Origin of the sequence: Herbaspirillum sp. SJZ107, from assembly GCF_006715485.1 — a bacterium.
GTDB lineage: Bacteria > Pseudomonadota > Gammaproteobacteria > Burkholderiales > Burkholderiaceae_D > Telluria.
This window is the reverse complement of the sequence record NZ_VFNH01000002.1, coordinates 969,820-990,450: the sequence shown is the minus strand read 5'-3', so window position 1 is coordinate 990,450 and position 20,631 is coordinate 969,820. Positions and strand designations below refer to the sequence as shown.

At 65.7% G+C, this 20,631-nt stretch carries 21 protein-coding genes and 1 pseudogene; 14 read left to right on the top strand and 8 right to left on the bottom strand.

All coding sequences use genetic code 11. The annotated features are described in order from the left end of the window. The first annotated feature begins 11 nt into the window (after positions 1–11). Entirely contained in the window at positions 12–899 is an 888-nt protein-coding gene (locus FBX97_RS14055; protein ID WP_141832577.1) for an SDR family oxidoreductase, read from the top strand. A gap of 48 nt (positions 900–947) precedes the next feature. On the opposite strand, the pseudogene FBX97_RS14050 reads toward FBX97_RS14055, so the two are convergent. The 3 genes and pseudogenes from FBX97_RS14050 to fliE form a co-directional block, all read right to left on the bottom strand. Then, positions 948–1,559 (bottom strand): annotated as a pseudogene (locus FBX97_RS14050) (RES family NAD+ phosphorylase). Beyond that, positions 1,556–2,203, bottom strand: coding sequence for an integrase (locus FBX97_RS14045; protein ID WP_141832575.1), 648 nt, complete (start codon positions 2,201–2,203; stop codon positions 1,556–1,558). Before FBX97_RS14045 ends, FBX97_RS14050 begins: the two are co-directional and overlap by 4 nt. Before the next feature lie 114 nt (positions 2,204–2,317). Continuing rightward, the gene (fliE, locus tag FBX97_RS14040) at positions 2,318–2,707 is read right to left on the bottom strand and encodes a flagellar hook-basal body complex protein FliE (protein ID WP_141832573.1); all 390 of its coding nucleotides are present in this window, start codon (positions 2,705–2,707) and stop codon (positions 2,318–2,320) included. 190 nt (positions 2,708–2,897) lie between these two features. On the opposite strand from fliE, the gene fliF reads away from it, so the two are divergent. The 13 genes from fliF (at position 2,898) to fliR (ending at position 14,482) form a co-directional block, all read left to right on the top strand. After that, on the top strand, positions 2,898–4,577 hold the full coding sequence (gene fliF / locus FBX97_RS14035) for a flagellar basal-body MS-ring/collar protein FliF (RefSeq protein WP_141832571.1): 1,680 nt from the start codon (positions 2,898–2,900) through the stop codon (positions 4,575–4,577). Then, the gene (gene fliG / locus FBX97_RS14030) at positions 4,577–5,581 is read left to right on the top strand and encodes a flagellar motor switch protein FliG (RefSeq protein ID WP_141832569.1); all 1,005 of its coding nucleotides are present in this window, start codon (positions 4,577–4,579) and stop codon (positions 5,579–5,581) included. Before fliF ends, fliG begins: the two co-directional genes overlap by 1 nt. Continuing rightward, positions 5,581–6,351, top strand: coding sequence for a flagellar assembly protein FliH (locus FBX97_RS14025; protein WP_141832568.1), 771 nt, complete (start codon positions 5,581–5,583; stop codon positions 6,349–6,351). The genes fliG and FBX97_RS14025 overlap by 1 nt, the downstream gene beginning before the upstream one ends. Before the next feature lie 16 nt (positions 6,352–6,367). After that, positions 6,368–7,756: a flagellar protein export ATPase FliI gene (gene fliI, locus FBX97_RS14020; protein ID WP_185748593.1), complete on the top strand. Its 1,389-nt coding sequence runs from the start codon at positions 6,368–6,370 to the stop codon at positions 7,754–7,756. Positions 7,757–7,793: 37 nt separating this feature from the next. Then, the gene (fliJ, locus tag FBX97_RS14015) at positions 7,794–8,234 is read left to right on the top strand and encodes a flagellar export protein FliJ (protein ID WP_141832565.1); all 441 of its coding nucleotides are present in this window, start codon (positions 7,794–7,796) and stop codon (positions 8,232–8,234) included. 61 nt (positions 8,235–8,295) lie between these two features. Further along, positions 8,296–9,609: a flagellar hook-length control protein FliK gene (locus FBX97_RS14010; protein ID WP_141832564.1), complete on the top strand. Its 1,314-nt coding sequence runs from the start codon at positions 8,296–8,298 to the stop codon at positions 9,607–9,609. 125 nt (positions 9,610–9,734) lie between these two features. Then, complete coding sequence (gene fliL / locus FBX97_RS14005; protein ID WP_185748592.1) at positions 9,735–10,256, top strand: flagellar basal body-associated protein FliL; 522 nt, start codon at positions 9,735–9,737, stop codon at positions 10,254–10,256. Positions 10,257–10,288: 32 nt separating this feature from the next. Next, positions 10,289–11,272 (top strand): flagellar motor switch protein FliM, encoded by a 984-nt coding sequence (gene fliM / locus FBX97_RS14000; protein WP_141832562.1) that lies wholly within the window; start codon positions 10,289–10,291, stop codon positions 11,270–11,272. 35 nt (positions 11,273–11,307) lie between these two features. Further along, positions 11,308–11,733 carry a flagellar motor switch protein FliN gene (gene fliN / locus FBX97_RS13995; protein WP_141832560.1) on the top strand — a complete coding sequence of 142 codons (426 nt, stop codon included), beginning with the start codon at positions 11,308–11,310 and terminating at the stop codon, positions 11,731–11,733. Then, positions 11,730–12,563: a flagellar biosynthetic protein FliO gene (fliO, locus tag FBX97_RS30480; protein WP_141832558.1), complete on the top strand. Its 834-nt coding sequence runs from the start codon at positions 11,730–11,732 to the stop codon at positions 12,561–12,563. Before fliN ends, fliO begins: the two co-directional genes overlap by 4 nt. Before the next feature lie 19 nt (positions 12,564–12,582). Next, a complete protein-coding gene (gene fliP / locus FBX97_RS13985) occupies positions 12,583–13,335 on the top strand; it encodes a flagellar type III secretion system pore protein FliP (RefSeq protein ID WP_141832556.1) in 753 nt (250 codons plus the stop codon). A gap of 25 nt (positions 13,336–13,360) precedes the next feature. Next, positions 13,361–13,630 (top strand): flagellar biosynthesis protein FliQ, encoded by a 270-nt coding sequence (fliQ, locus tag FBX97_RS13980; protein WP_141832554.1) that lies wholly within the window; start codon positions 13,361–13,363, stop codon positions 13,628–13,630. A gap of 21 nt (positions 13,631–13,651) precedes the next feature. Continuing rightward, on the top strand, positions 13,652–14,482 hold the full coding sequence (gene fliR / locus FBX97_RS13975; RefSeq protein ID WP_141832552.1) for a flagellar biosynthetic protein FliR: 831 nt from the start codon (positions 13,652–13,654) through the stop codon (positions 14,480–14,482). Positions 14,483–14,574: 92 nt separating this feature from the next. Here the strand turns inward: fliR and flgL are convergent, their stop codons facing one another. Genes flgL through FBX97_RS13950 form a run of 5 tightly spaced genes read right to left on the bottom strand, consistent with a single transcriptional unit; the run spans position 14,575 to position 20,626 of the window. Beyond that, entirely contained in the window at positions 14,575–15,804 is a 1,230-nt protein-coding gene (gene flgL, locus FBX97_RS13970; protein ID WP_185748591.1) for a flagellar hook-associated protein FlgL, read from the bottom strand. Between the two features lie 15 nt (positions 15,805–15,819). Beyond that, positions 15,820–17,781: a flagellar hook-associated protein FlgK gene (flgK, locus tag FBX97_RS13965; RefSeq protein WP_141832550.1), complete on the bottom strand. Its 1,962-nt coding sequence runs from the start codon at positions 17,779–17,781 to the stop codon at positions 15,820–15,822. 55 nt (positions 17,782–17,836) lie between these two features. Next, positions 17,837–18,823: a flagellar assembly peptidoglycan hydrolase FlgJ gene (flgJ, locus tag FBX97_RS13960; protein WP_141832548.1), complete on the bottom strand. Its 987-nt coding sequence runs from the start codon at positions 18,821–18,823 to the stop codon at positions 17,837–17,839. 20 nt (positions 18,824–18,843) lie between these two features. Further along, positions 18,844–19,950 (bottom strand): flagellar basal body P-ring protein FlgI, encoded by a 1,107-nt coding sequence (locus FBX97_RS13955; RefSeq protein WP_141832546.1) that lies wholly within the window; start codon positions 19,948–19,950, stop codon positions 18,844–18,846. Between the two features lie 13 nt (positions 19,951–19,963). Next, positions 19,964–20,626, bottom strand: a complete 663-nt coding sequence (locus tag FBX97_RS13950) for a flagellar basal body L-ring protein FlgH (RefSeq protein WP_255517461.1) — start codon at positions 20,624–20,626, stop codon at positions 19,964–19,966. Positions 20,627–20,631 lie beyond the last annotated feature (5 nt).

The following is a 20,631-nucleotide window of genomic DNA, read 5'->3' as shown; positions in this document are numbered from 1 at the left end:
CGGAGCCCCCGATGTCGCCTTCCCTCAAGCCCCTGAACCAGCAAGTCATCGTCATCACCGGCGCCTCCAGCGGCATCGGCCTGGCCACGGCCCAGGATGCGGCCAAGGCCGGCGCGCGGGTGGTGCTGGCCGCGCGCAGCGGCGATGTGCTGGAAGCGATCGTCGCCACCCTCGAAAAGCAGGGGCACGAGGCGATCCACGTGGTGGCCGACGTCGCCGAGCGCGAACAGGTGCAGCGCATCGCCGATGCCGCGATTGAGCGCTTCGGCCGCATCGATACCTGGGCCAACGTGGCCGGCGTCACCATCTACGGCAAGATCGAGGAGGTGGCGGAAGCCGATGCGCGGCGCCTGTTCGACGTCAATTTCTGGGGGATGGTGCACGGTTCGCAGGTGGCCCTGCCCCACCTGCGCCGGCATGGCGGCGCCCTGATCAACGTCGGCAGCGAGGCCAGCGAGGTCGCGGTGCCGCTGCAGGGCATGTATTCGGCGAGCAAGCACGCGGTCAAGGGGTTTACCGATGCGCTGCGCATCGAGGTGGCCGGCGTCGACGATGCCCCGGTCTCGATCACGCTGATCCAGCCGACCGCGGTCAACACGCCGCTGCCCGAGCATGCACGCAACTACCTCGACCGCCAGCCCAAGCTGCCCACGCCCCAGCTCGACCCGCACCGGGTGGCGGCTGCAATTCTGGAGGCGGCACAGACGCCCACGCGCGACGCCAAGGTCGGCCTGATGGCGGCGCTCGACGTGGCGGTCGAGAAAATGGCGCCGGCGCTGGCCGACCAGGTGGCGGTGCTGCAGGTGCCGCGCCAGCAGCGCGACGAGGCGCCGCGCGATCCGGTCGGGAACCTGTTCCGGGCCCAGGGCGACGGCGTCGTCTACGGGCGCGGCGCCTGACGCACGTTTTTGCGTCCGGCCCCGGGACATCTCCCTCGGCTTGAGGGATTAGATGACCTCGGCGGGATCCGGCAGGATACCAATGCGGTACTTCGTGACGAAAGCCGGCCATTCCGCATGATCGACCAGGTCGAGATCCTCGATCAGCTCGACTTTATCTTTTGCCCGCTCGAACAGTGCGATGCTGTGCGCCGGATAATTATTCCTGGAGGGGTACAGAATGCCATCGTATTGCGGGACCCCCATGCTGTCCGTCATCGCGTGCACTGTTTGAGAGAGTTCCCGCGTATGGGTGTAGTCCCGGGTAATCAACTGCTCGAGATTCAGCCCCAGTTGCGCCGCCATCACGTCCGGCGCGTTGATGTTGAACAGCAGAAGATGCTGACGGGTAGCGACCAGGCGCACCATGCGCTGCCTGATGTCGGCGAGCGATATCTGCCGCTTCGGATCACTCAGCCACTGGTGCTTGTGAAATACCGACTCCATGAGTGCCGTAGGCAAATCCTGGCCCAGGTAAAGAACGCCGTAAGCGCCGGTAGGCGAGTCATAGCGATTCTCGATATCCCTGCCTTAATGCAAGGCTTGCCCTCGATATGTCGTGCGCCCCACGTGCTGAAGCAGTGTCAGCGCAGGGATTTGCGCCCGCGCGAGCGCGATCACGCTTGCTCAGGGCGGACGATGCCCAGCACGTTGAGCACTGCTCCCGCAATCTTTTCCACATGCTGATGATCGACGGCTTGAATCGGGGAACGTCCCCCCAAGGCTTCAAGAGGGTTACCAAGGGCGTTATAGATCGTCCATTTGTCGATGCCGGTGGCACCTTGCAACACCTGCTGCGTCAGGCGCTGCCTGTTGGGGTCGAGTTGCCAATCCGGAAGCTTCTGTCCGCGCGATCCGAGACTGAGCGCCAAAAGACGTCCTGCGTCGATATCCTTGTAAATCTGCTGCTTCGATTTGTTGGCCAGGCGGGCAAACTCTGGGACAGGCAGGTTGTGTGCCTCTGCAAACTCTTCGAGCATCAAGGCGCGGCCGCGCTGAATCTCGGTTGCTCCAGGCGTCCAGCTCGTCTTGGCGCGAAGCCTGGCCACCTTGCTTGCCAGCGCCGCCTCGCGATCCTCTGGCAGATCAATGACCGCGAGATCGAATGGCAATTGAACTGCTTCTACCTGGTCCTGCACAAAAGCCATTAATTCGGAGGCAAATGCCTCTGGATCATGGATCTCGATCGCCGAGAAACTACGTCGCACCTTGTCCGTGGTTACCTCTGGAAGATGCTCAGCGATAAGCTCAAGGGCGGTTGACATATTCACTCCATGACTGATAAATGCATGAAGTCACTCTAGTCGCCTTAGTCGCCTTTGTCAACCTGGTGACAATACGCCATGCTTGACACGTCAGGTGGCCAGACTGTCAGGAAGTCACACCTGCATGTTCATGATGTCGTGATAAGCCGACACCAGCTTATTCCGCACCTGCACCGTCGCCTGGAAGGAAATGCTGGCCTTCTGCATCGCGATCATGCTGTCGGACAGGCTGACCGAATCGTCGCCGGCGGCAAAGCGCTTGCCCATTTCGTCGGCCTGGATCTGGCTGTTGCTGACGTTTTGCAATGAGGCCTTCAGCGCGTCCGAAAAGCTCACCTTGCTGGAAGACTCGGCGGCCTCGGTCCCCTTCAGCGGATTCAGGCCGTTCAGGCCGTTGATCCCGCCCGCGCCCATGGCAGGCCCGGCAGCGGGCTTCTGGGCTGCCGCCTTCAGTTGCGCCATCATCGATTCGATGCGGCTGCTGTCGATGCCACCAATGTTCATATGTGCTCCGGGATGCTTGTCGGCCCGCCCTGCAAGGGGCCGGGCGCTTCGATTCAGGCTGCCAGAATAGCAGTCGCCGAACAATCGTTGCCTTGGAGGAAGGCAGTAAACATCCCCCTATTCCCGGGTTTGAATGTTGCCGTACGGCTTCATAATGGCGGCCAATCACCTCATTCCCACCTCATTCATCATGGCAACTGCGGAACAAGTTCTCGACAGCGATATCGACGCCCCGGACCCCAAGCCGAAGTTTTGGGAAACCACGATGGGCAAGCGCGTCGTCATCGGCGGTGCCGTCGCGGGTGCGCTGGCCATCATCGCGGCGATCTGGCTGTGGAGCTCGGCGCCCGAATACAAAGTGCTGTTCTCGAACACCACCGACAAGGACGGCGGTGCGATCACCGCCTCGCTCGACCAGATGGGAGTGAAATACAAGTTTTCCGAAGGCGGCAGCGCGATCCTGGTGCCGGCCGAGCAGGTCCACGGCATCCGCCTGAAGCTGGCCGCGCAGGGCTTGCCGCGCGCCGGCAACGTCGGTTTCGAACTGCTCGAGAACCAGAAGCTGGGCACCTCGCAGTTCGTCGAGCAGGTCAACTACCAGCGTTCGCTCGAAGGCGAGCTGGCCAATTCGATCCAGGCGCTGGCCGCGGTCAGCTCGGCGCGCGTGCACCTGGCGCTGCCGAAACCCTCGGTGTTCGTGCGCGACCAGAAGAATCCGACCGCGTCGGTGCTGCTCAACCTGCAGCCGGGCCGCGCGCTGGACCAGGCGCAGGTGTCGGCCATCGTGCACCTGGTGGCCTCGTCGGTGCCGGAACTGACCCCGGCCAACGTGACCGTGGTCGACCAGAACGGCAGCCTGCTGTCCGACACCGCGGCCAAGAACGGCAAGCAGCTCGATCCGAACCAGCTGAAGTATGTCGACATCCTGCAGCAGAACATCGTCAAGCAGGTCGAATCGATCATCGCGCCGCTGGTCGGCCAGAACAACGTGCGCGCCGAAGCGACCGCCGAAGTCGACTTTGCCCAGGTCGACACCGCCGCCGAGATGTACAAGCCCAATTCGCCGCCGGAGCCGCAGGCGATCCGCAGCCAGCAGACCTCGGAGTCGGCCGGCCCCGGCACCGGCAACCCGTCTGGCATCCCGGGCGCGCTGTCGAACCAGCCGCCGGGCGTGGCGACGGCGCCGATCGAAGGTGGCGCACCGGCCGCCGGCCAGCAGGCCACCACCGGCCCGACCAGCAAGAACGCCACCACCAATTACGAAGTCGACAAGACCGTGCGCTTCGAGCAGAAGCCGATGGGCGGCATCAAGCGCCTGACCGTGGGCGTGGTGGTCAACTACCGCCGCAGCATCGACCCGAAGACCGGCAAGGTCGTGGTGAAACCGCTGACCGGCCCCGAAGTCGCCCAGATCAACGAGCTGGTGAAGCAGGCGATGGGCTACAGCCAGGCGCGCGGCGACACCCTGAACGTGACCAATGCCCCGTTCGACGGCGTCGACAAGCCGGACGAGCAGGCCCCGGACTGGTGGAAGGACCCGAGCAACCTGCCGCTGCTGAAGGACGTCGCCAAGTATGTGTTCATCGCGATGGTGATCGCCTTCCTGTGGTACCGCATCCTGCGTCCGCTGTTCAAGCCGGTGATGAAGAAGTTCGACGAGGCGGTCGAGATGCCGCCGGAACCGGAGCCGGAAGAGCCGGAGCCGGAACCGGAACCCGACCTCGAAGAGGAAGCCCGGGTGGCGAAGGAAGTGGAAGAGCAGAAGAAGGTCATCATCTACAAGAGCAATCTGGACATGGCCAAGACCCTGGCCCAGAATGACCCGCGTATCGTGGCTAACGTAATCAAGGAATGGTTGGGTGCTGAATAATGAGCGATAAAGACAAGGAAGCGGTCAATAAAGCGGCCATCCTGATGCTGGCCCTGGGCGAATCCGAAGCGGCCGAAGTGATGAAATTCCTCGGCCCGCGCGAAGTGCTGAAGCTGGGCGCCGCGATGGCGCAGATGAAGGCGGTGCAGCACGAGGAAGTGACCACCGTGCTGACCGAATTCCGCGAGCGCGTCGACCTGCAGTCGACCGTCGGTCTCGATTCCGACGAATACATCCGCCAGGTGCTGACCAAGGCGCTGGGCGACGACAAGGCCGCCGTGCTGCTCAACCGCATCCTGGGCGGCAAGGACGCTTCCGGCATCGAAAGCCTGAAGTGGATGGATTCGCAATCGGTGGCGGAACTGATCCGCAACGAGCACCCGCAGATCATCGCCACCATCCTGGTCCACCTCGAGCGCGACCAGGCTTGCGAAATCCTGGCACACTTCACCGACCGCCTGCGCAACGACGTGGTGCTGCGTATCGCCACGCTGGACGGCGTGCAGCCGGCCGCACTGCGCGAGCTGAACGACGTGCTGACCAAGCTCCTGTCGGGCAACGAGCACATCAAGAAGTCGTCGCTGGGCGGCGTGCGTACCGCCGCCGAGATCCTGAACTTCATGAGCGGCGAGCAGGAAAACTCGGTCATGGAAAACATCAAGAACTACGACAACGACATGGCGCAGAAGATCATGGACGAGATGTTCGTGTTCGACAACATCATCGACATCGACGACCGCGGCATCCAGCTGCTGCTGCGCGAAGTGCAGTCGGAAATGCTGATCATCGCCCTGAAAGGCGCGTCGCAGGACTTGCGCGACAAGATTTTCAAGAACATGTCGCAGCGTGCCGCCGAAATGATGCGCGAAGACCTGGAATCGAAAGGTCCGGTGCGCCTGTCGGAAGTGGAAACCCAGCAGAAGCAGATTCTGCAGATCGTCCGCCGCCTGGCCGATGAAGGCCAGATCGTCCTCGGCGGCAAAGGTGAGGATTCGTTCGTCTGATGGCCATCTCGAAGGACAATGCGGCAGGATTCAAGCGCTGGGAAATGACATCGTTCGGCGACGAACGCCCCAGCACCCTGGCCCAGCGCGCCGCCGCGCGCGAAGCCGAGGCCCACGACATGCAGGCGGCGATAGCCGCCGCCGCCGCGGCCCGCGCGCAGGCCCAGGCGAAGGCATTGGCCGAGGCGGAGTCGGTGCCGGCGATCCCGATGCCGACCGTCGAAGAGATCGAGGCGATCCGCGAAGCGGCGCGCCAGGAAGGCTATGCCGAAGGCCACGCGGAAGGCCTGGCTGCCGGCCATGCCGGCGGCTACCAGGATGGCCTGGACCAGGGCCGCGCGGAAGCCGCCGCTGAACTCACCCACCTGCAGGAACTCGCGGTCAGCTTCGGCGACGCCGTCACCGCGGCCGACGAAGCGATCTCGCACGACGTGCTGGAGCTCGCCCTGCACCTGGCACGCAACATGGTGCGCACCGCCTTCGAGGTGCGTCCCGAACTGATCATCCCGGTGGTGCGCCAGGCGGTCGACTACCTGCCGACGCTGCAGCAGCCGGCGCTGCTGGTGCTGCACCCGGAAGATGCCGCGATCGTCCGCGACAGCATCGGCCCGGACCTCGAAAAAGCGGGCTGGCGCATCGTCCAGGACGACGCCATCGCGCGCGGCGGCTGCCGCGTCGACACCGCCAGCAACCAGATCGACGCCCAGATCGCATCGCGCTGGCAGCGCCTGACCCAGGCCCTGCACAAGGACCTCGGCTGGCTGGCCTGAGCTGATGACGACCCGCATGGATCCGCATACCGCACGCTGGAAGTCCTACCTGAACGACTGCGGCAACGTGCTCGATTTCGTCGAGCCGATGCAGGTCTCGGGGCGTGTCACGCGCGTGGCCGGCCTGGTGATGGAATGCGTCGGCCTGAAGCTGCCCGTGGGCAGCGCCTGCAGCATCCCGATCGCCAACGGCACCCGCATCGACGCCGAAGTGGTGGGCTTCGAGGGCGAGCGCCTGTTCCTGATGCCGCACAGCGACGTCGAAGGCGTGGTGCCCGGCACCCGCGTGTATCCGAACGAACCGAGCATCCCGAAGCCGGGCAGCGTCGATCACCCGCGCCGCCGTCCGGAAGACCGCGCGCGCCACCTGCCGGTGGGCTGGGGCCTGCTGGGCCGCGTGGTCGACGGCGCCGGCCGCCCGCTGGACGGCAAGGGTCCGCTCGACACGAGTGACCTCGGTCCGCTCAACGCCCGTCCGATCAATCCGCTGGAACGGGCGCCGATCTCGGAAACCCTGGACGTCGGCGTGCGCGCCATCAATGCCATGCTGACGGTCGGCCGCGGCCAGCGTCTCGGCCTGTTCGCCGGCACCGGCGTCGGCAAGTCGGTGCTGCTGGGGATGATCGCGCGCTACACCACGGCCGACGTGATCGTGGTCGGCCTGATCGGCGAACGCGGCCGCGAGGTCAAGGAATTCATCGAGCAGATCCTGGGACCCGAAGGCCTGGCCCGTTCCGCGGTGGTGGCGGCGCCGGCCGACTCGCCGCCGCTGCTGCGCATGCAGGGCGCGGCGTATGCCACGGCGATCGCCGAGCATTTCCGCGACCAGGGCAAGAGCGTCATGCTGATCATGGATTCGCTGACCCGCTATGCGCAGGCGCAGCGCGAGATCGCCCTCGCCATCGGCGAACCGCCGGCGACGAAAGGCTATCCGCCCTCGGTGTTCGCCAAGCTGCCGGTGCTGGTGGAACGCGCCGGCAACGGGCACGAAGGCGGCGGTTCGATCACCGCCTTCTATACCGTGCTGTCCGAAGGCGACGACCAGCAGGATCCGATCGCCGATGCCGCGCGCGGTATCCTGGACGGCCACATCGTGCTGAACCGGCGACTGGCCGAAGCCGGCCACTACCCGGCGATCGACATCGAGCAATCGATCTCGCGCGCCATGCACAACATCACCTCGCGCGACCACCAGATGGCGGCGCGCACGCTCAAGCAGCTGTACTCGCGCTACGAGCGTGCGCGCGACCTGATCACGGTGGGCGCGTATGCCGCCGGTTCCGACCCGGTGCTGGACAAGGCGATCCAGCTGCACGACCGGATCGAGGCTTTCCTGTGCCAGGAAATCCACGACAACACCGACATGTTGCAGAGCTTGGGGGAATTGACCTCTCTGTTCGGCTGATTGGTTGCTGTTGGGCATCGCTATACTGTGCCTCATCATGGCCCAATCCTCCGCACTCGACACCCTGATCGACCTCGCCCAGCGCGAATCCGACAACCGCGCCAAACGCCTCGGCGCGGCCCTGAAGGCGGTCGAGGACGGCGAACAGAAACTGCAGATGCTGAACGGCTACCGCGACGACTACGCGCGCAAGCTGGACGCGGCGCAGCAGGCCGGCATCACGCCCTTCGCTTACCAGAATTTCATGGCCTTCATGGGCAAGCTGGAAACCGCCATCAACGGCCAGAAGGAAGTGATCAAGCACGCCGAGTTCAAGGCCGAGATGGAACGCAAAGCCTGGCAGGAGAGCGAGCGCAAGCGCCTGTCCTACCGCACCCTGACCGAACGCGCGGCAGCCCAGAAGCTGGCCATCGACAACAAGCGCGACCAGAAGATGATGGACGACTTTGCGGCCCGTTCGGCGCGCCGCAGTAGCTGATTTACCACCGACGTTACCACCCGCATTACGACCTAATACGCTGCATCCACCGGGAGCGACCATGCAAACCAATCTCCTTTCGACCCAGTCCACCTCCGGCATCAACAACGGCAACGCGCCCGCGCGCAATGCATCGAACGGCAGCGACGGCAGCCAGTTCGGCGCCATGCTGTCGCACCAGATGGTCGAACGCCAGGCGGCGCTGCCGCTGCCGCCGGCGTCCGCGCCTGCGCCCGCACCGAAAGCCGATGCGCCGAAGCCGCAGGCCGCCGACAAGCCGGCCCGGCACGACGATGCGCCGCCCGCCTCGTCCTCGACCCAGACCGCCAAGGCCGATGCCAGCGAGTCCACGGACGATGCCGACGCCGACCAGGCCAAGGACGAAGGCGCCGCCAAGGCCGATCCGGCAGCCGAGATGCTGGCCCTGATGGCCAGCCTGCAGCAGCCGGGCCAGGACGCCGCCGGCACGGCCAAGGGCAAGGCGAGCGCCGCCAGCCAGGCCTTCGACGCCCTCGGCGGCGGCAAGACCCGGCGCGGCGACGCCCAGCTGGCGGCGCTGCAGGCGGCGATGAAATCGGTGAGCAAGGAATCCGGCAGCGACGCCGCCGGCGCATCCGGCAAGGTGTTCAGCGCGGCCACGGTCAAGAACCCGGCCCTGGCCGCGGCCGGCGCCGACCTCGGCCTCGATACCGGCAAGGCGACCGCCGCCGATGGCGCCGACCTGCGCACCGCGCTGGATGCCGCTGCCGCCGCCGTCAAGGGCGAAGCCAAGCCGCAGCTCGATAGCGCCGACCTGGTGCTGCGCCAGGCACGCGATGCCGCGCTGCAGGCGACGGCGCAAGTCGATACTTCGCCGGTTGCCACTGCCCTGGCCCAGCCGGCCATGCTGGAAGCGGCCGAAGCCGCCGCCGCCGCGAGCGAAAGCCTGAGTGCCCGCGTCGGCACCAGCCAGTGGGAAAACCAGGTCGGCCAGAAGGTCGTCTACATGGTCGGCAGCGAAGAGCAGACCGCCTCGCTGACGCTGAACCCGCCGGACCTGGGCCCGCTGCAGGTGGTGCTCTCGGTCAGCAACGACCAGGCCAGCGTGACCTTCTCGGCCAACCAGGAAGAAGTCCGCCAGGCCCTCGAGAACGCCCTGCCGCGCCTGCGCGAAATGATGAGCGAGAGCGGCATCGCGCTGGGCAACGCCAGCGTCAATGCCGGCATGCCGGACGGCCGCCAGGCCCCCGACCAGCAGGCGCCATCGAGCCGCGGTTTCGGGCGCACGGCCGGCCGCGGCGATGACCGCGTCGGCGGCGTGGACGATGCGGCGGCGCGGCCGGTGACGCGGACCGTGACGCTGGGCGATCGCGGGATGGTGGATACCTTCGCGTAATCCACGATTTACACCGCGTTCCCCTCTCTTTTCATCCATTGCCGCTGCGCACTTTTTCCCGATAATGACATAATGACGGGAACGCACCACAGCAGACCCGAAGCACATTGAAAGCGAATCCGAAAATGAAAGCTGATCCCAAGGCGGACGCAGCAGCAGCCCCGGCAGGCGGCGGCAAGAGCAAACTGATCATCATCCTCCTGGCCGCCGTGATCGTGCTCGGCCTGGGCGGTGGCGCCGCCTGGTATTTCATGCACGGCAGCGCTGCCGAGGAAACGGCTGAAGCACCCAAGAAAGAAAAGAGCAGCAAGAAGAAGAAAAAGGAAGAGCATCCGGCTGAATACCTGGCGGTCGAACCCTTCACCGTCAACCTGCAGCCGGAAAACGGCGACCAGTACCTGCAGGTCGCGTTCACGCTGCAGGTGGACGGTCCGGAGCAGGCCGAGCTGATCAAGACCAACATGGCCAAGGTGCGCAGCCGGGTCCTGCTGCTGTTGTCGGGCAAGAAGGCGTCCGAGATCAGCACCGTCGAAGGCAAGCAGCAACTGGCCGGCGAAATCCTGGCGGTGGTCAAGGAACCGTTCGACTCGCACGGCGACGAACAGGAAATCTCGGACGTGCTGTTCACCTCGTTCATTATTCAGTAAGCACATTCATCGTTATCAACCAATAGCGCAACATGGCCGATAATTTTCTCTCACAGGAAGAAGTCGATGCCCTCCTCAAGGGGGTCAACGGCGATCAGGACGACGTCGCGGCGCCTGAAGATACCTCGGGAGTCCGCAGCTACAACCTGGCAACGCAGGAGCGGATCGTCCGCGGCCGCATGCCGACGCTCGAGATCATCAACGAGCGTTTCGCCAGGTACCTGCGGGTCGGCCTGTTCAATTTCGTGCGCCGCAGCGCCGAGGTGTCGGTGGGCTCGGTGCGGGTCTCCAAGTACAGCGAATTCATCCGCAACCTGGTGGTCCCGACCAACCTCAACCTGATCCACATGAAGCCGCTGCGCGGCACCGCGCTGATGGTGTTCGACCCGGGCCTGGTGTTCCTGCTGGTGGACAACCTGTTCGGCGGCGACGGCCGCTTCCACACGCGCGTGGAAGGCCGCGACTTTACCCAGACCGAACAGCGCATCATCATGCGCATCCTCGACATCGTGTTCGAGGCCTATGCCAAGTCGTGGGAACCGGTGTACCCGATCGAATTCGAGTACATCCGCTCCGAGATGAATACCCAGTTCGCGAATATCGCCACCCCGAACGAAGTGGTAGTATCGTCCACGTTCACCATCGAACTGGGTTCGGTGTCGGGGCAGATCCACTTCTGCATGCCGTATTCGACGATCGAGCCGATCCGCGACACGCTGACCTCCAGCCTGCAGGGCGAAGCCCTGGAAGTGGACAAGCGCTGGATCCGCCTGCTGACGCAGCAGATCCAGGTGGCGGAAGTCGAGCTGGTCGCGGTGCTCGGCCACGGCAAGGCGAATTTCGATGAAATCCTGAACATGAAGGTCGGCGACGTGATCCCGATCCAGGTGCCGGAAACCATCGAGGCCACCGTCGACGGCGTCCCCGTGATGGAAGTCAGCTATGGCGTCCTGAACGGCCAGTACGCGCTGAAAGTCGAAAAGCTGATGGCCAACAGCGAAACCTTCAATAAATAACCGAACACAGAACATCGTAGACGCAGGAGAACGACATGTCCGATACCCAAGACGACCAGGACGCACTCGACGACGATTGGGGTGCCGCGATTGCCGAGCAGGCCGCTGCCGAAGCCGCCGCGCTGGCGTCCCAGCAGCAGGCGGCCAGCGCCGCCGTGTTCAAGGATTTCTCGAACAAGGGCCCGCGCCCCGAGACCCCGAACGACATCGACTTCATCCTGGACATCCCGGTCCAGCTGACGGTGGAACTGGGCCGCACCAAGATCGCCATCAAGAACCTGCTGCAGCTGGCGCAGGGTTCGGTGGTCGAGCTGGACGGCCTGGCCGGCGAACCGATGGACGTGCTGGTCAACGGCTGCCTGATCGCCCAGGGCGAGGTGGTGGTCGTGAACGACAAGTTCGGTATCCGCCTCACCGACATCATCACGCCTTCCGAGCGTATCCGAAAACTGAATAAATGACGACGACCGCGCGCCTGCTGGCCCTTTTATCCCTGTCGCTGGCACTGGGCGCCTGCGCGGTGCGGCAGGCCGGGGCGGCGGACAGCGGGCAGGCGGGCGGTTCTGCGGCGTCCGTGCCTGCCGCCGCTGCTGCCGCTGCTGCGCCTTCTGCCGCGGCCCCCGCCGCTGCTGTGCCCTCTGCCGCTGCGCCCTCTTCCCCTGCTTCCACCACCCCGGCCGTACAGCCGCGCAGCGAGACCCCGGCCGCCGCGGCGCCGGCCGCGCGCACGCGCGTCACCGCCGCCGGCGAGCGCCCGGCTGCCGCTGCCCAGCCGGCCGCGCCGCTGACCAGCACCCCGGTGCAGGAAACGCCTGGGAGCCAGCCGGCGCCCGCCACGGCCGCGGCACCTGCTGCGCCGGCCACGCCGGCCGCCCCCGCGGCGATGCCCGGCACCATGCCGCCCCCCGCCGCCGGTCCGGTCACGATGCCGGCAGGGAGCACAACCGGCAGCCTGCTGCAGACCCTGTTCGCGCTGGTCGCGGTGCTGGCGGTGCTGGCCGGGCTGGCCTGGTTCCTCAAGCGCTACGGCCCCAAGGCCGGCTTTGGCGGCGCCAACCTGCGCATCGTCGGCTCGCTCAGCCTGGGCGGGCGCGAACGCCTGCTGGTGGTCGAAGTCGGCAACCAGTGGATCGTGGTCGGCGCCTCGCCGGGCCGCGTCAACGCGCTGGCGACGATGCCGAAGCAGGACGGCGCGGACGGCGCGGCGCCTGCCGCTACCCTGGCCGCCCATGGGCCGGCCGCAAATTCCTTTGCCGACTGGCTGAAGCAGACCATCGACAAGCGCAAGTGAGCAAGTGAGCAACCGAGCAATGAGCAAACGAAGAATCCTGCTGGCGGCCGGCTTGCTGGCGGTGCCGCTGGTACTGTCCGCAACGGCAGCCGCAGCCCCGAGCATCCCCGCCTTCACCACCAGCGCGGCCCCGGGCGGCGGCACCGCCTATTCGCTGCCGGTGCAGACGCTGATCCTGATGACGGCGCTGACCTTCATCCCGGCCGCGCTGCTGATGATGACCAGCTTCACCCGCATCATCATCGTGCTGTCGCTGCTGCGCCAGGCGCTCGGCACCCAGACCGCGCCGCCGAACCAGGTGATGGTCGGGCTGGCGCTGTTCCTGACGCTGTTCGTGATGGGGCCGACGTTCGACCGCATCTACACCGAAGCCTACGTGCCGCTGCAGGAAAACCGGATCCAGATGGAAGAGGCGATGAACAAGGGCGCGGCGCCGCTGAAAGCCTTCATGCTGAAGCAGACGCGCCAGTCCGACCTGGCCCTGTTCGTGAAGATCTCGCGCACGCCGGCGCTGCAGGGGCCGGAAGACGTGCCGCTGCGGGTGCTGGTCCCGGCCTTCATCACCAGCGAGCTGAAGACCGCGTTCCAGATCGGCTTCGCCATCTTCATTCCCTTCCTGATCATCGACATGGTGGTGGCGTCGGTGCTGATGTCGATGGGTATGATGATGATGTCGCCGGCGGTGATCTCGCTGCCGTTCAAGCTGATGCTGTTCGTGCTGGTCGACGGCTGGCAGCTGTTGCTGGGCTCCTTGTCTCAAAGTTTTTATTAGCCAGAGTTTTTATTAGAGGAAGGTAATGACACCGGAAAGCGTCATCGCGATGGGCCGCACGGCCATGGAAGTCACCCTGATGGTGGCGGCGCCGCTGCTGCTGGTGGCCCTGATCGTCGGCCTGATCATCAGCATCTTCCAGGCCGCGACCCAGATCAACGAGCAGACCCTCTCTTTCATCCCGAAGCTGGTCGCCGTGTTCGTGACCCTGGTGCTGGCCGGGCCCTGGATGATCACCATCATGACCGATTACATGCGGACGATCTTCAGCGGGATTCCGCAGATGATCGGATAAAGCACCCGTGCTGTCGTTCATATGATCAGCTTCACCACGGCCGAGCTGTATGCCTGGATCGGGGGCCTGCTGTGGCCCCTGACGCGGATTCTCGGCCTGGTCGCGGCGGCGCCGGTGTTCGGCAATACCGGCGTGCCGATGCTGATCAAGACCACGCTCGGCGTGACCCTGGCCGCCATCGTCGCCCCTACCCTGCCGCCGGTGCCGATCGTCGACCCGACTTCCTGGGCCGGCATCCTGATCCTGGGCCAGGAACTGCTGATCGGCGCGGCGATGGGCTTCGCCATGCGCCTGGTGTTCGCCGCCGTCGAATTCGCCGGCGAAGTCGCCAGTTCGAGCATGGGCCTGAGCTTCGCCACCTTCTTCGACCCGACCTCCGCCGGCCGCTCGTCGGCCATCAGCCAGTTCCTGGCGCTGGTCGCGACCATGGCCTTCCTCGCCGTGAACGCCCACCTGGTGCTGGTCGAGGCGCTGGTCGAGAGCTTCTTCACGCTGCCGATTTCCACGACGCCGATGTCGCTGAGCGCCCCGCTCGAGATGGTGCGCTGGGGCAGCCGCATCTTTTCCGCCGGCCTGCAACTGTCGATGCCGATCGTGGCCGCGCTCCTGATCACCAACATCGCCCTCGCCATCCTGACACGCGCGGCGCCCCAGCTGAACCTGTTCGGCATCGGCTTTCCGATCACGCTGGGGGCCGGGTTCCTGGTGATCAGCCTGACCCTGCCTTATCTGGGGACGCCGTTGCAGAACCTGTTCAACCAGGGGATCGAGGCGGGACGCCGGATTCCGCGGGTGGGTGGGGAGCGGCCGGGGCAGCCGGGGGTGCCGGCGCCGGTGCCGGCATCACGCTGACGGGATTTCATTCACGCTCCCTTGAAACCGTCGCCCCTGCCTGCGCAGGGCGACGTGCTTATGCTGCGGGCCAGGTATGCGCTGCCCGGATCTTAAGAGATGTAATTAAACAGCGACAAACTCGACATCGTCTTGAACGACAGCTGCGCCGCCTGCAGCGTGGTCTGCTGCTGCGAATACAGCGAGATCGCCTTGACCATGTCCAGGTCCTGCAACCCGGACAGCGTGGCCTGGTACTGGGTGTCGAGGTCGGAGCCGGTGCTGTCGAGGGAATCGAGTTCCTTCATGCGCGCGCCGACCGAGGCCTGCACGGTGAGCACGTTGTCGAGCGCGTTCTGCATGTTGGAGCCGGCCGTGGCCAGGCCGTTGGCCAGCGCAGCCTTGCCGGCCGAGCCGGTGTCCGGGGTGCGCAGGGTCTTGATCAGGTCAGTGACCGTGGTGAACACCGACTGCTTCTGGCTCGGCTTGACGGTGAAGCTGTCGCCGTTGGCCGGCGCGCCCTTGACGTCGAAGGAGATGCCGTCGAAGTTGATCGAGGCGCCGGCCGTGTACGGCTGGTCCTGCAGCACGTTGGCGGCCGGCGAGACCGAGTTGTCGACCACCGAGTAGGTGGTCACGGCCGGGGTGCCGCTCACCGCGAAGTTGACCGCGTAGTCGTGGCCGGTGAGCTTGCTGCGGTCGGTCACGGCGCCCGGCGAGACGATGCCGGCGCCGGTGTTGGTGGCCGCGGCCTGGGTCTGGAAGGTGCCGTTGCCGGTGCCGATGGCGTCGAAGATGGCGCTGCCGCTTTCGCTGATCGCCATCTTGCGCGTGGAGCCCACCTGCAGCATGCGCTGGCCCTGGTCGCCCTGGTAGGCGGCGCCGGTCGGGGTCTGCGAATACGGCTGGGTGGTCGAGGCATAGCCCGAGAACAGGTAGCCGCCGACGCCGTTCGAGGTATTGGCCAGGCCGATCAGGTCGCTCAGGCGCCCTTCCAGCTCGGTGGCCAGGGCTTCGCGGTCGCTCTGCGAATAGCCGCCGTTGCCGGCGGTGACGATCAGCGACTGGATGTCCGTGATTTGGCCGCTGACGTCGCTCAGCGACTTGTCGACCAGCGACAGCGACGCATTCGCATTGCTGCGGTTGGTGCCGAACTGCGTGTTCATCGACTGCGACTGGGTCAGCTCGAGCGCGCGCGCCGAGGCGATCGGGTCGTCGGCCGCGGTCAGCATGCGCTTGTTGGTCGACAGCTGGTTCTGGGTCTTCGCCATCTGGCCCTGCAGCGTGTTGAGCTGGCTGGTGCCGGATTCGTAGATCGAGTTGGTGCTGATACGCAGGGACATGGTTCGTTTCCTGGATTAGTGGCCGATCTGCAGCAGCGCGTTGAAGATCGTGTCAGCGATCTGCATCACCTTGCCGGACGCCTGGTAGGCCTGCTGGTACTTCAGCAGGTTGGCCGCCTCTTCGTCGAGGTTCACGCCCGAGACGTTGTCGGCGGCGCCCTTGGCCACGTTCAGCTGGGCTTCGGCGGCGCTGGCGTTCACCTGCACCTCGCGGGTCTTGTTGCCGACCGTGCTGACCAGGTTGGCGTAGGCCGACTGGTAGGTCGCCTTGCCGCCGTCGAGGATGTTCTTCGATTGCAGGTCGCCCAGCAGGCCGGCGTTGCGGGTGTCGCCGGTGGCGCTGCTGGGCGCAATCGTGAAGGTGTCGCCGTTGCCCGGCGCGCCGTTCAGGGTGAAGCTCATGCCGCCCGCCGTGTAGCTGGCGCCGTCCTGGAACGGCACCGTGCTGCCTGCCGCGTACGAGGTGCTCACGCCATTGACGGTCATCTTGACGGCCTGGCCCGAGGGGAAGCCGGACAGGGTGCCGCCGGCGCCGGCGCCGTTGCTCGCATAGCTGATCGTCACCGGCGAGGTCAGGGGCGACGCCAGGTAGTCCTTGTCGACCTTGCCGGCGCTGATCTTGCCGCTGCCGGTGTTGGTCAGCGGGACGCTGGTCGCGATCGGGGCCGCGGCCGCGATCTGCGACTGGTCGGTCAGCAGCAGCTTGAAGTTGGCGGCGCCGTTGATGGTCGGGCGCACCATGAAATTGTCGCCGGCGTCGGCCTTGCCGGTGATCGCGAAGTCGAGGCCGTCGATGGTCTGCGGCGCCGTCTGCGGATACGGGTTGATGACGGTCTTCTGGTTGTCCGACAGGCGGATCACGTTGTAGTTGCTGCCGTCGAAGTCGATCTTGTAGTCGCTGGTGGTCAGCTTGGTGGCGTCGCTGACCGTGGCCGTGATCGCCGTGGTGCTGGTGATGTTGTTGTGGACGTTCTTGGTCACCTCGGCCGGCGCCACCGCGAACACGTCGCCGCCCGGGTTGCCGTTGGCGTCCACGCCCAGGTGGTGCTGGTCGTTGAAGGTCTTGGCCAGCGCGATGGCGACGCGGCCCAGCGCATTCTGGGCGCTGTCGAGCGACTTGGTGCGGAATTCCAGCACGCCGCCGAGGGCGCCGCCGGTCAGGGCGGAGTCGGCCAGCGGGGTGACCTTGCTGCCGGTGACGTAGCCGACGGTGATGCGGGTCTGGTCGGTCGGCGACGACGTGGCGGCGAGCTGGAAGGACTCCGATCCCACCACCAGCGGCTGGCCGCTGCCGATCGACACCGTCAGGCTGTTGTTATCGCCCGGCATGACGGTGGCCTTGACCTGCTTGTTCAGGTCCATGATCAGCTGGTCGCGCTTGTCGAGCAGGTCGTTCGGCAGGTTCAGGTTGTCGCCGGCGGCCAGCTTGCCGATCTGGTCGTTCAGGTCGGCGATCTGGCTGGCATAGGTGTTGATCTCGGCAACGCTGCTGGTGACTTCGGTGTTGACGCCGTTGCGGATCTGTTCCAGCCGGTTGTTCATGGCGCGGAAAGTCGAGGCCAGGGTGTCGGCCGAGGTCAGCAGCGAACCGCGCGAAGGCACGCCGCCGAGGTCGCCGGTCAGGTTCTGCACCGAGGCGAAGAAATCCTGCAGCGACGGAGTCAGGCCGGAGGTGCTGTCGGCCAGCAGGTTGTCGATCTGGGTGACCTGGGCTTCGTAGGACTGCAAGCCGCTGCTCGAGGCCTGGGCGGTGCGCACCTGGGCGTTCAGGAACTCGTCCGAATAGCGCTTGACCTGGGCGATCTGGGTACCGGTGCCGATGTAGCCGTTGTTGCCCCCCATCGCGATCGACGTTTCCTGCACCACCACCTGGCGGCTGTAGCCGGCCACGTTGGCGTTGGTGATGTTGTGGCCCGCGGTCGCGAGCGCCGCCTGGGCGGCGAACAGGCCGGATTTGCCGATGCTGAGGAGGGACATGGATTAACTCTCTATCTTTACGTCGTTGACGGCAAAATCCGCCAAAACTTTACGATCAGGCCAGCGAATGCTTGATGATGCGCGACAGCTTGGCCGCGTACTGGGGGTCGGTCGCATAGCCGGCGCGCTGCAGTCCATGGGCGAACGTGGTGGCGTCGCCGCCGTGGTTCAGCACTTTTTCGTAGCGCGGGTTATTGCTGAGCATCTTGGCGTAATCCTTGAACGCGTCGGCATGGCTGTCGTAGGCGCGGAACTTCTCGACGCGCTGGTGCGGCTTGCCGTGCACGTATTCGGTGGTGACCGCGGTGGCAACCTTGCCTTTCCAGCCAGGGCCGGCCTTGATGCCGAACAGGTTGTTGCTCGAGCTGCCATCCTGGTTGCGGATCACGCGCCGGCCCCAGCCGGTTTCCAGTGCGGCCTGGCCCATCATGAACTTGGCCGGCACGCCGGTTGCCGCTTCGGCTTCCTCGGCCGCGTCGGCCATCTTGTCCTGGAAGGCGCGCACGTGGGCCGGCTTGCCGGCGTTCGTGCTGCTGGCGGCGCTGCCGACGCCGGATGCCGCGCTGGTGGCCGGACGGTCGGTCGACAGCGTGTCGGCCGAGCGGCCGCTGCGCAGCGCTTCCAGGCTGCTCATGATGCTGTCGGCGCTGCTGGTGGCAGCCTGACCGCCGCCGATGGCCAGCGCCTGCTGGCTCATCGGATCACTGAGCTGCTGGGCCAGTGCCGCCTGGCCCTGGGCCTGGGTGTTCAGCTGGCGCACCAGCACGTCGGCCAGGCCGACGCCGCGCTTGGCCAGCTTCTGGCTCATCTGCTGGTCGAGCATCGAGGTGAAGGTTTTGGTCTCCTGGCTGTCCATCGGCCCGTCCTGGGGCGTGGCTGCGCGCATGCTCTTCATCATCATGTTGATGAACATGGATTCGAATTGCGTCGCCGCGCCCTTCAGGGCTTCGGGCGAGCCGGTCTTGGCCGACTGTTTGAGGTCGCCGAGGCCCTTGGTATCGAGCGCGAACTTGCCGGACAGGTCTTGGGTGGAACCGAGCATGGAGGCCGTATCCTTCTAACTTAGATGATCTCGAGTTCGGCGCGCAGCGAGCCTGCGGCCTTGAGTGCCTGCAGGATCGCCAGCAGGTCTTGCGGGGTCGCGCCGATCGCGTTCATGGCTTTCACCACTTCGGCCAGCGAGGCGCCGCCGTTCAGCATGATGACCTTGCCGGCATCCTTCTTCACCGAGACCGACGGGTTCTGGGTGATGGCGGTGGCGCCGCGCGAACCGGCCGGAGGCTGGCTGACCTGCGTATCGGCGCCGATCGACACCGACAGGTTGCCGTGCGAGATGGCGCAGGTTTCCAGCGTCACCGCGCGGTTCATGACGATCGAACCGGTGCGCGCGTTCAGGATCACCTTGGCCGCGGCTTCGGACGGCTTGACGTCCATGTTTTCCAGGATGCCGAGGAAGGCCACGCGCTGGTCGCTCGACGACGGCACGCGCACGCGGATCACGCGGCCATCGAGGGCGGTAGCGATGCCGGGGCCGAACTTGTCGTTGACCGCTTCGACCACGCGGCTGGCGGTGGCGAAGTCGGTGGTGTTCAGTTCGAGCTTGACCTGGCTGTCGGCGCCCAGGTTGGAGGCGACCGCGCGTTCCACGGTGGCGCCGGCCGAGATGCGGCCGACCGCCAGCTGGTTGACCTGGGTCGAGGCGCCGCCGCCGGATGCGCCGGCGCCGCCGACCAGCACGTTGCCCTGGGCCATGGCATACACCTGGCCGTCGGCGCCGTGCAGCGGCGTCATGATCAGGGTGCCGCCGCGCAGGCTTTTGGCGTTACCCATCGACGACACCGTGATGTCCAGGGTCTGGCCCGGCTGGGCGAAGGCCGGCAGCGAAGCGGTGACCATCACCGCCGCCACGTTCTTCAGCTGCAGCTGGGTGCCCTGCGGCAGGCTGACGCCCTTCTGCTGCAGCATCGCGGCGATCGACTGCACGGTGAACGGGGTCTGGGTGGTCTGGTCGCCGGTACCGTCCAGGCCGACGACGATGCCGTAGCCGGACAACTGGTTTTGACGGACGCCGCCGATGCTGGCGAGGTCCTTCAGGCGTTCGGCGTGGGCCGGGGTCGCAACGACGGGGCCCAGCAGGGCGGCACACAGGGCGATCAGTTTCAGGTTCATGGTAGTCGGAAGATCAGAACGGCAGCATCGATTGGAAGAAACGCGACATCATCGAGGTGAACTCGGCCTTGTCGATCTGGCTGTTGGTGCGGTATTCGACGCGCGCATCGGCCACCAGGGTCGACTGCACGATATTGCCGGCCTGGATGCTGTCCGGATTCACCATGCCCGAGAAGCGGATGAACTCGATACCCTTGTTCATCGCGATCTGCTTCTCGCCGACCACCACCAGGTTGCCGTTCGAGAGCACCTCCGAGACGGTCACGCCGATCGTGCCGGTAAACGCGTTCGAGGCGGTCTGGGTGTCGCCGTCGGCGTACTTGGTCGCGCCGCTGGTGCTGACGCTGGCGCCGATCTTGCTCGCCAGCGGGCCAGGCACGCCGAAACTGGCGCTGCCCGACTTGTTGCCGGTGCTGGCGCCGCTCTTGTTGGCGGCGGTCTTCTCGACGATGTTGACCGTCAGGATGTCGCCGATGTGGCGCGCGCGGCGGTCTTCGAACATCGGGCGGAAGGTGTTGGCGTTGTAGATCGCGCCTTCGCTCGGGGTGCCGGCATCGGCCAGCATCGGGCGCACGCTGGTCGGGCTCTTGACGATCGAGGTCGGGGTCGCAGCACAACCCGTCAGCATCGCCAGCATCGCCCCTGCGAAGGCAGGGGTCCAATTTCGCTTGAACATGTTCA